The sequence below is a fragment of the Desulfolutivibrio sp. genome (assembly GCF_036584575.1).
Classification (GTDB): Bacteria; Desulfobacterota; Desulfovibrionia; order Desulfovibrionales; family Desulfovibrionaceae; genus Desulfolutivibrio.
On the sequence record NZ_JAZHDB010000013.1, the window covers coordinates 1 to 8,144 of the forward strand.

General features: G+C 64.8%; 8 protein-coding genes and 1 tRNA gene. 5 read left to right on the forward strand and 4 right to left on the reverse strand.

Features of this window, described 5'->3' with window-relative positions; all coding sequences use genetic code 11:
• A partial coding sequence (locus V3572_RS00995) for a response regulator (RefSeq protein WP_332109107.1) occupies positions 1 to 797 on the forward strand: 797 nt, incomplete at its 5' end.
• 52 nt (positions 798 to 849) lie between these two features.
• On the opposite strand, the gene greA is transcribed toward V3572_RS00995, so the two are convergent.
• Positions 850 to 1,341 carry a transcription elongation factor GreA gene (gene greA, locus V3572_RS01000; protein ID WP_332109108.1) on the reverse strand — a complete coding sequence of 164 codons (492 nt, stop codon included), beginning with the start codon at positions 1,339 to 1,341 and terminating at the stop codon, positions 850 to 852.
• 604 nt (positions 1,342 to 1,945) lie between these two features.
• Between greA and V3572_RS01005 the strand changes: the two genes are divergently transcribed.
• From V3572_RS01005 to tatC, 3 genes are all read left to right on the forward strand, one after another.
• Positions 1,946 to 2,203: a hypothetical protein gene (locus V3572_RS01005; RefSeq protein ID WP_332109109.1), complete on the forward strand. Its 258-nt coding sequence runs from the start codon at positions 1,946 to 1,948 to the stop codon at positions 2,201 to 2,203.
• Between the two features lie 223 nt (positions 2,204 to 2,426).
• The gene (locus V3572_RS01010) at positions 2,427 to 4,382 is read left to right on the forward strand and encodes a potassium transporter Kup (protein ID WP_332109110.1); all 1,956 of its coding nucleotides are present in this window, start codon (positions 2,427 to 2,429) and stop codon (positions 4,380 to 4,382) included.
• A gap of 51 nt (positions 4,383 to 4,433) precedes the next feature.
• Positions 4,434 to 5,297 carry a twin-arginine translocase subunit TatC gene (gene tatC, locus V3572_RS01015; protein WP_332109111.1) on the forward strand — a complete coding sequence of 288 codons (864 nt, stop codon included), beginning with the start codon at positions 4,434 to 4,436 and terminating at the stop codon, positions 5,295 to 5,297.
• Positions 5,298 to 5,504: 207 nt separating this feature from the next.
• Here the strand turns inward: tatC and V3572_RS01020 are convergent.
• The 3 genes from V3572_RS01020 to V3572_RS01030 all read right to left on the reverse strand — a co-directional run bounded on the left by V3572_RS01020 (position 5,505) and on the right by V3572_RS01030 (position 7,330).
• Positions 5,505 to 5,581 (reverse strand) — tRNA-Pro (locus tag V3572_RS01020).
• A 67-nt stretch (positions 5,582 to 5,648) separates the two neighbouring features.
• Positions 5,649 to 6,665, reverse strand: coding sequence for an AmmeMemoRadiSam system radical SAM enzyme (gene amrS / locus V3572_RS01025; RefSeq protein WP_332109112.1), 1,017 nt, complete (start codon positions 6,663 to 6,665; stop codon positions 5,649 to 5,651).
• A gap of 20 nt (positions 6,666 to 6,685) precedes the next feature.
• Entirely contained in the window at positions 6,686 to 7,330 is a 645-nt protein-coding gene (locus tag V3572_RS01030) for a hypothetical protein (RefSeq protein ID WP_332109113.1), read from the reverse strand.
• Between the two features lie 80 nt (positions 7,331 to 7,410).
• On the opposite strand from V3572_RS01030, the gene purM reads away from it, so the two are divergent.
• Positions 7,411 to 8,144, forward strand: a 734-nt coding sequence (gene purM, locus V3572_RS01035; RefSeq protein WP_332109114.1) for a phosphoribosylformylglycinamidine cyclo-ligase, incomplete at its 3' end; no start/stop codon positions are given.

Sequence of the window (8,144 nt, forward strand, 5' to 3'; positions counted from 1 at the left end):
TGGGCAACGCCATCAAATTCACCCCCCAGGGCTCGGTTCGCCTTTCGGCCTGGGCCGTTCCCGCTGTTTCGCCGGACATGGTCACCCTGGTTTTCGAGGTGTCCGATACGGGCATCGGCATCCCCGAGGAGAAGATCGACACCGTGTTCGAGGCCTTCAGCCAGGTGGAGGGAACCTATACCCGGCAGTACCAGGGGGCGGGGCTGGGGCTGGCCATCGTCAAGCGCCTGGTGGGGCTCATGGACGGCGCCCTTGCGGTTGACAGCGAGGACGGACAGGGGGTGGCCGTGTCCTGCGCCCTGCCCCTGGAGCTTCCTGCGAGCCGGTGGCCGGAAGACTTCGGGCCGGGCGACGCTATGGGCCTGCCCGTGATGCCTGGGGCCCGGGTCATTCTGGTCGAGGACGACGACGTGAACCGCCTCGTGGCCCGGGATTTCCTGCGCGAAATGGGGATTTCGGTCCTTGAGGCCGAGAACGGGCAGGAGTGCCTGCGGTGGCTCGAGGCCGAGGAGGGCGACCGGGTGGGCTTGGTGCTCATGGACATCCAGATGCCGGTGATGGACGGGGTGGAGACGGCCCGGACCATACGGGAGCGGGAGGCGCGCCTTGCGTTGCCCCGGCTGCCCCTGGTGGCCCTGACGGCCTATGCCATGCCCGGCGAACGGCAGCGGTTTCTGCTCTCGGGTTTTGACGATTACCTGGCCAAACCCGTGGACGCGCACACGTTGGCCGCTGTGCTGGGAAAATATCTGGCCGGGGAGGCTCCGGAAAAAACACGAAAGGCGCCCTTGTCATAAAGGCGCCTTTGCGGGGAAAGACGGAAACCGGGCTGCGTGGGCCGGGGGGCGGTTAGAGGCGAAGCCCCGCCGATCCCAGGAAGGTCACGGCGATGACCTCATAGTTGATCTTGCCGCGCGGGGCGTCCACCACGATGTCGTCCCCTTCCTCCTTGCCCAAAAGCGCCTGCCCCACGGGCGAGAGGATGGAAATGCTGCCCTTGGTGGGATCGGCCTCGTCGGGTCCGAGCAGGGTGTATTTCTTGACGTCTCCGGTATCCATGTCCTCGAGCTCCACCGTGGCCCCGTAGATGACCCGGTCGCCGCTTAAGGTGTCCAGGTCGATGACGTTGGCCAGGGCCATGCGGGATTCGATGTAGTTGATGCGCGCCTCGAGCAGGCCCTGGCGTTCCCGGGCCGCGTCGTATCCGGCGTTTTCGCTCAGGTCTCCTTCCTCGCGGGCCTCCTTGATGGCCTGGATGACCTCGGGACGTTCGCCCTTGAGCCTGCCCAGTTCGTTTTCGAGTTTCCGGTAGCCCTGGATGGAGAGGGGGATGTTTTCCATAATATCGTTCCCTGGCGTGTCCCGTCTCGCGTGGACCCGCGTGGTTGTCGTGCCGCTATGATGTGTGGATGCCGCGCCGTCGAAAAAATAAATCCCGCGAAAGGCGGAATGTCTGGGTAAAATAAAGTGGCGCGTCGGTCAAGGCCATCCTCCCTGCGGCGGCCTGCGGCGACGCCCGGACCGGGGGCGGCCAGCCGGGGCGGCATCGCTTTTGCTTAGCCATGGGAAAAAGGAGTCGTTCCCATGATCCTGACCAAATATTTGCTGGTAATCCCTTTTGTTTTGGCGGTGTTGCTTTTGGCGAAGCATGTCGAACGGTGGGGATGCAACTCGTCTGAAAAGTGAGATTATGAGAAAGTGATGTCGGGCCGGGATCGCGCATGCGGCGATTTCGGCCCGGTCTGTTTTGCCGGGGGTTTTTGCTGCGCCTCGCCCGGGGGCGATTCCGGGGGCCTTGCGGCCGCCAGGGCGCGTTGACTCCTCCCACGCGGCCTGTCATACTGCCTCCCGACATGCCTCGCCGTCATCTCCTCCTCGTTTGTCTCGACTCCTGCGGCCCGGTCGGGCTCGGCGCGCGCAAAAAAAGATACGATTACAGGTCGCCATGAAAAAATACAGGGTGTATTTCGCCACCAAGGTTCATGTTTTCACCACATGGTTTCGGCGCAAGGAACGCGTCAGTGAAACCGATTATGTCGTGGTCAGCGCCCACAACGAGGCCCATGCCGTCAAGCTGGCCAGGGCCCAGGTCAATCTGGACGAACTGGGGATGCCCTTTCGAGTGACCCAGGTCCGCGAGGCCCCGGAGGGCGAGGACGAAGGGTACCATCAGGGCAGCGGCGCAACATCCCCCGACCGCTGAGGGGTTCCGAAAAAGGCCTTGCCACGTCAACCCGTCGGGCATACATCCCCCACGACAGGATCACGTCCCAGGCCGTCAGGCGTGTGGCGTGATTTTTTGAGGAGAAACCTCGACCCCGGACGGATGCCCCCCGTTTCGCGCCACGGCGACCCAAAAAAAAGGGCCGCCGACGTCCCCCGCCTCCCTGATGCGCGCCGGGCCTGGCGCTCCGTCATGCGCCACGATGAACCAGACCCCTCCCGACCCAGCCGATGAAGCAGCCGACCCGGCAGGCCCGGAAACCCCCGGCGTCGCCGGTGCCCCGTCCCCTTTTGCTGGCGCACCCGGGAAGCTGGCCCTGGCGCTCGGGGCTCTGGGCATCGTCTACGGCGACATCGGCACCAGCCCCCTGTACGCCGTCAAGGAATGCTTCCACGGCATGCATGCCATCGAGCTCACCCGGGACAACGTCCTTGGGGTGCTGTCCCTGGTCTTCTGGTCGCTTATGGTGGTGGTCACCATCAAATACGTGCTGTTCATCCTGCGGGCCGACAACCGGGGGGAGGGCGGCATCTTCGCCCTGCTGGAGCTTCTGCCCAAGGGGCGGGCCCTGGCCCGGATTACCCCGCTTCTGACCTTTTTGGGACTGTGCGGGGCGGCGCTGCTGTACGGCGACGGGATCATCACCCCGGCCATCTCCGTGCTCTCCGCCGTGGAGGGCTTAAACACCGCCACGGACGCCGCCGCGCCGTTCATCCTGCCCATCACCTGCGCCATCCTCTTCGGACTTTTTGCAGTACAGCGGCATGGCACGGCGGGCATCGGCCGGGTCTTCGGGCCGGTGATGCTGGTGTGGTTCACGGTCATCGGGGCCGTCGGGCTGGTCCACATCTTCGAGGATCTGTCCGTGCTCGAAGCCATAAGCCCGCTGTCGGCCGTCAGGTTTTTTATGGAAAACCACATGCACGGCCTGATCGTCCTGGGGTCGGTGGTCCTGTGCATCACCGGCGGCGAGGCCCTGTACGCCGACATGGGGCATTTCGGGGCCGGTCCCATCCGCCTTTCCTGGCTGACCTTGGTCTGTCCGGCCCTTGTCCTCAATTATTTCGGCCAGGGCGCGGGGCTTCTGGCCCGGCCGGAGATCGCCGTCAACCCCTTCTACGGCATCGTTCCCCGGGAGATGCTCTACCCCATGGTGGCCCTGGCCACGTTCGCCACGGTCATCGCCTCCCAGGCCATGATCTCCGGGGTGTTCTCCCTGACCCGCCAGGCCATCCAACTCGGCGTCTGCCCCAGGCTGCGCATCGTCCACACCTCGCGGAATTTCGAGGGCCAGATCTATATTCCTGAGATCAATTTCGCGCTCATGTGGGCCTGCATCGGGCTGGTGCTCATCTTCAAGGAATCCAGCCGCCTGGCGGCGGCCTACGGCATCGCGGTCACGGCCACCATGGGCATCACCACCATTTTGTATTTTTTCGTGGCCCGCTACGCCTGGAAAAGACCCCTGTGGCAGGTGGCCGTTCCCGTGGTCGTGTTTTTGGTCTTCGATCTGGCCTATTTTTCCTCCAATTTGCTCAAAATACTGGATGGCGGCTGGTTCACCGTGCTCATTGCGGCCATGGTCGTGGTGGCCATGACCACCTGGCGCGACGGTCGCAAGGCCCTGCACGGCAGGTTCCTGGCCGTGTCCATCCCGCTGGCCGATTTCTTGGCCGATGTGGCGAAAAAAAAGCCCCACCGGGTGCCGGGCACGGCGGTGTTCATGTCGGTCTCTCCCGACGGAACCCCCTTGACCATCCTGCATTCCTTCAAGCATATCAAAGTGCTGCACAAGCATGTGGTCATTTTGACCGTGACCTCGGCGGACACCCCGTCGGTTGACCCGGGCGAGCGTTTGACCATAAGCGACCTGGGACAGGGATTTCAGCGGGTGGTGGCCCGGTATGGATTCATGGAGACCCCGAAGGCGCCCGCGATCATGGCCCGGGCCAGATCCCTGGGGCTTTCCGCCGACGGGCCGTCGGAGACCACGTATTTTTTGGGTCGGGAGACGCTTTTGACCACGGGCCGGTCGGGGCTTATGTCCTGGCGCAAACGGCTTTTCGCGGTTATGTCCCAGAACGCCCGGTCGGCCACGACCTATTTCGGCATCCCCCCCGGGCGGGTGGTGGAGCTTGGGGTGCAGGTGGAATTATAACCCGGACAGGTCCGGCAGCGGACCTTGGGCACGAAGGGATAGTACGCGACCATGGATGAAAAAAAAGACGGCAGGCCATCTTCCGAGGGGGAAACGGGGGTCCGGCAGGTCACCCTGCTTGAGCACCTGACCGAACTGCGCAACCGGTTGTTGCGCTGCTTTGCGGCCATCGGCGTGGGATTTTTCATCAGCTACGCCTTTGCCGAACGTCTTCTGGGGATTTTGCTCGAACCCCTGGCCCGGGTCTTGCCCGAGGGCACGGGGCTGATCGCGCTGACCCTGCCGGAGAAGTTTTTCACGGTGATGAAGCTGGCCTTCGTGTGCGGCATCTTCGTGGCCAGTCCCTACATTTTTTACCAGCTTTGGCGGTTCGTGGGGCCGGGACTGTACCGCGATGAGCGGCGCATGGTGATTCCGGCGGCCCTGGCCTCGGCGATTTTTTTCGCCTGCGGGGCGCTTTTCGGCTATTATGTGGTCTTTCCCTTCGGCTTCAAATTTTTCGTGGACTACGCCTCGGATCTGGTGACCATCATGCCCACGGTGGGGGACTATTTCTCCCTGGCCGTGACCCTGCTTTTGGCCTTCGGGCTCATCTTCAACCTGCCCGTGGCCATCTTTTTCCTGGCCCGCATGGGCGTGGTGACCAACGCCTCCCTGCGCAAGTTCCGGCGCTGGGCCGTGCTTTTGGCCTTCATTGCGGCCGCCATCCTGACCCCCACCCCGGACGCCGTGAACCAGTTGCTCATGGCCGGACCCATCATCATCCTCTATGAGGTGGGCATCTGGGTGGCCTATTTCGTGGGCAAGAAAAAGAAGAAGGCGGAGGAGACCCTTCCGACGCCGACCGATACCCCGCCGGACGGGCCGAAGCCGCCGGACGAGGCGAAGCCCCAGGAAGAAGCCCCAGGCGCATGAGAAAGGGACGAGGCTGCCGACAACGTCGGAAGCCTCGAAAATCACGAGCAGGCCGCGGCGCAGCCCGCGCCGTAAGCGAGGGATTATCGTGCCTTTCCGCCCGGCGGCTTGGCCGCCGCTGGCGGCGCAAAGCCCCGGTTGCGAAAAACCGGGGCTTTGTCATGAAGAAGGGACGGTCCCATGGAACCGTCCCTTTGGCGTCACAATTGGTCGGGGCGAGAGGATTTGAACCTCCGGCATCGTGCTCCCAAAGCACGCGCGCTACCAGTCTGCGCCACGCCCCGACGCGAAGACCCGTCTGACTACCGGATTCCCCGGCCCAAGGCAAGGCGCGGTTTCAGGCCCGCGCCCCTATGTCCCCCACACCCCGGCCACCATGGCCCCGCAGTCCGGACAGGCCCCGGCCCGAAGCCGCGCCGGTTCGGCGGAAAACCCCGTCCGGCGCACCACCGTCGCCCCACAGGACGGACACAGGGTGTCGTTGCGCTCCCCCGGCCCCAGGTTGCCCACATAGACGAAGCGCAGCCCGGCGGCGCGTCCGATGTCCCGGGCCGCCTCCAGGGTCTTTGGCGGCGTGGGGCCCCGGTCGCGCATGGCGTGGTCGGGATGGAACCGGGACAGATGCCAGGGCGTGTCGGCCCCAAGCTCGGCGAAAACAAAGGCGGCCATCTCCCGCAATTCCCCGGGGTCGTCGTTGAGCCCCGGGATGAGGAGGGTGGTGACCTCCAGCCACCAGCCGAGGCGGCGGATGTGGACCAGATTCTTTTTTACAGGTCCGAGCCGGGCCCCGCAGATGTCCCGGTAGAACTCCTCGTTCCAGGCCTTGAGGTCGATGTTGGCCGCGTCTATGAGCGGGCCCAGTTCGTCCAGGCATTGGGGACTCTGGAAGCCGTTGGAGACCAGGATGTTTTTCAGGCCCGCCTTTTTCGCCAACGTGGCCGTGTCCCGCATGAGTTCGAAAAAGACGGTGGGCTCGGAATAAGTATAGGAGATGCTGGCCGCGCCGCTGTCCAGGGCGGCCTGGACCAGGGCCTCGGGGGTGACGGCCTGGCCGGTGATGGGCCTGCCCTGGCGCGGCGACTGGGAAAGGTCGGCGTTCTGGCAGAACGTGCATGACAGGTTGCAGCCCATGGCGCCGAAGGAAAAGGTCAGGCTGCCCGGCAGGAAATGGTAGAGGGGCTTTTTTTCCACCGGGTCCAGGTTGACGGCCGCCACCTTGTCGTAGACCAGGGTGAAAAGCGTGCCGTCGCGGTTCTCCCGGACCCCGCAGATTCCCCGCTGCCCGGGGGCGATGCGGCAGAAGTGGGCGCACAGGCGACACTGCACGCGGCCGTTTTCCAAGGGTTTCCACAACGCGGCTTGATGCATGGCGTACCCCCCCTTGTGGGTCATTGTCCCGGCGGCGCCCCCCGACTCGGTCCCGGCGACGCCGGGATGGCGCCCTGGGGGCCTGCCCCTTGCGGCGAATGGACCATGGGCGGGGCGGCGTGCCCGGCGCCAGCGCCAGGCTGCCCGGTCGGTTGCCCCTGGGCCCCCTGGCCCTGGCTTTGGCCGAAGGACTGGCCCTGAACCCCCTGACCCTGGCTTTGTCCAGCGGACTGGCCCTGAACCCCCTGACCCTGGCTTTGTCCGGCGGTCTGGCCCTGGCCGGTGTAGGGGCCGTAGCCGGTATAGATCTGGGGCGTGATGTACATGGGCATGTTCGGGGTGTCCTGGGGCTTGCGCGGACGCGGGGACACCTCCATCACCAGATTGCCTTCCTTGTCGCGGCCCATGCTCATGTTGTCCCGGGTTCCCATGCGGAAATCCCGTCGCGGCGCATCGCCATCCTCGTCCGCATCGGCGGGGAGTTGCGGCGGCGGGGCCTGGGGAGGCGGTCCCTGGTTTCCGTCGGCCCAGAGGGCGTCAGGCCAGGCGAGAAGCGTCAGGACTGCGGCGACGAGGGGCGCCGCCCGCCACGCCCCTGGCTTGAATCGGCGCGCCGCCTTGCCTGCGCCGTCGGCATCGGACATCTGGACGTGTACGCCGCTCATGGCCACGGCTCCTTGTTTTTCCAGGGCAAAGACGATATGCGCTTTGGCTGACACATTACCATGTTCAAGGAGCCGTGTATATGGCCGACAGGGCCGACGCCTACAGACGGGCAGGGGTGGACATCGAGGCCGGGAACAGTCTGGTCTCGCGCATCAAGTCCCTTGTTTCCGCAACCTACAACAAAGGCGTCCTTTCGGACATCGGCGGCTTCGGGGGGCTTTTCAAACTCGATCATGAGGCCTACGCCGAGCCCGTGCTGGTGGCCTCCACCGACGGCGTGGGCACCAAGCTCAAGCTGGCCCAGATGCTTGGCCGCCACGACACCATCGGCATCGACCTGGTGGCCATGAGCGTCAACGACATCCTGGTGCAAGGGGCCAAGCCGCTTTTTTTCCTCGATTATTTCGCCACGGGCAGGCTCGACGTGGATCTGGCCGAACAGGTGGTGGCGGGCATCGCCGAAGGCTGCAAGCAGGCCGGGTGCGCCCTTTTGGGCGGCGAAACGGCCGAGATGCCGGGGTTTTACCCCGACGGAGTCTATGACCTGGCCGGGTTTTGCGTCGGGATCGTGGACAACGCCCGCATCGTGGACGGCTCCAGCATCGCCGTGGACGACGTGATCATCGGCATCGAGTCCTCGGGGCCGCACTCCAACGGCTATTCGCTGATCCGCAAGATTTTGGACGAATCCGGCTGCAAGGCCACGGACATGCTGCCCGAGGGCGGCGTGACCCTGGGCGAGGCCCTGCTTGCGCCCACCCGCATCTACGTCAAGCCCGTGCTGAACCTTTTGCGCGACCTGGAGATCCGGGG

Bases quoted from the DNA above. Each gene is read 5' to 3' on its own strand.
- V3572_RS01010 (WP_332109110.1), top strand. From the start codon at position 2,427: ATGAACCAGACCCCTCCCGACCCAGCCGATGAAGCAGCCGACCCGGCA.
- V3572_RS01005 (WP_332109109.1), top strand. From the start codon at position 1,946: ATGAAAAAATACAGGGTGTATTTCGCCACCAAGGTTCATGTTTTCACC.
- amrS (WP_332109112.1), bottom strand. From the start codon at position 6,665: ATGCATCAAGCCGCGTTGTGGAAACCCTTGGAAAACGGCCGCGTGCAG.
- greA (WP_332109108.1), bottom strand. From the start codon at position 1,341: ATGGAAAACATCCCCCTCTCCATCCAGGGCTACCGGAAACTCGAAAAC.
- V3572_RS01030 (WP_332109113.1), bottom strand. From the start codon at position 7,330: ATGAGCGGCGTACACGTCCAGATGTCCGATGCCGACGGCGCAGGCAAG.
- tatC (WP_332109111.1), top strand. From the start codon at position 4,434: ATGGATGAAAAAAAAGACGGCAGGCCATCTTCCGAGGGGGAAACGGGG.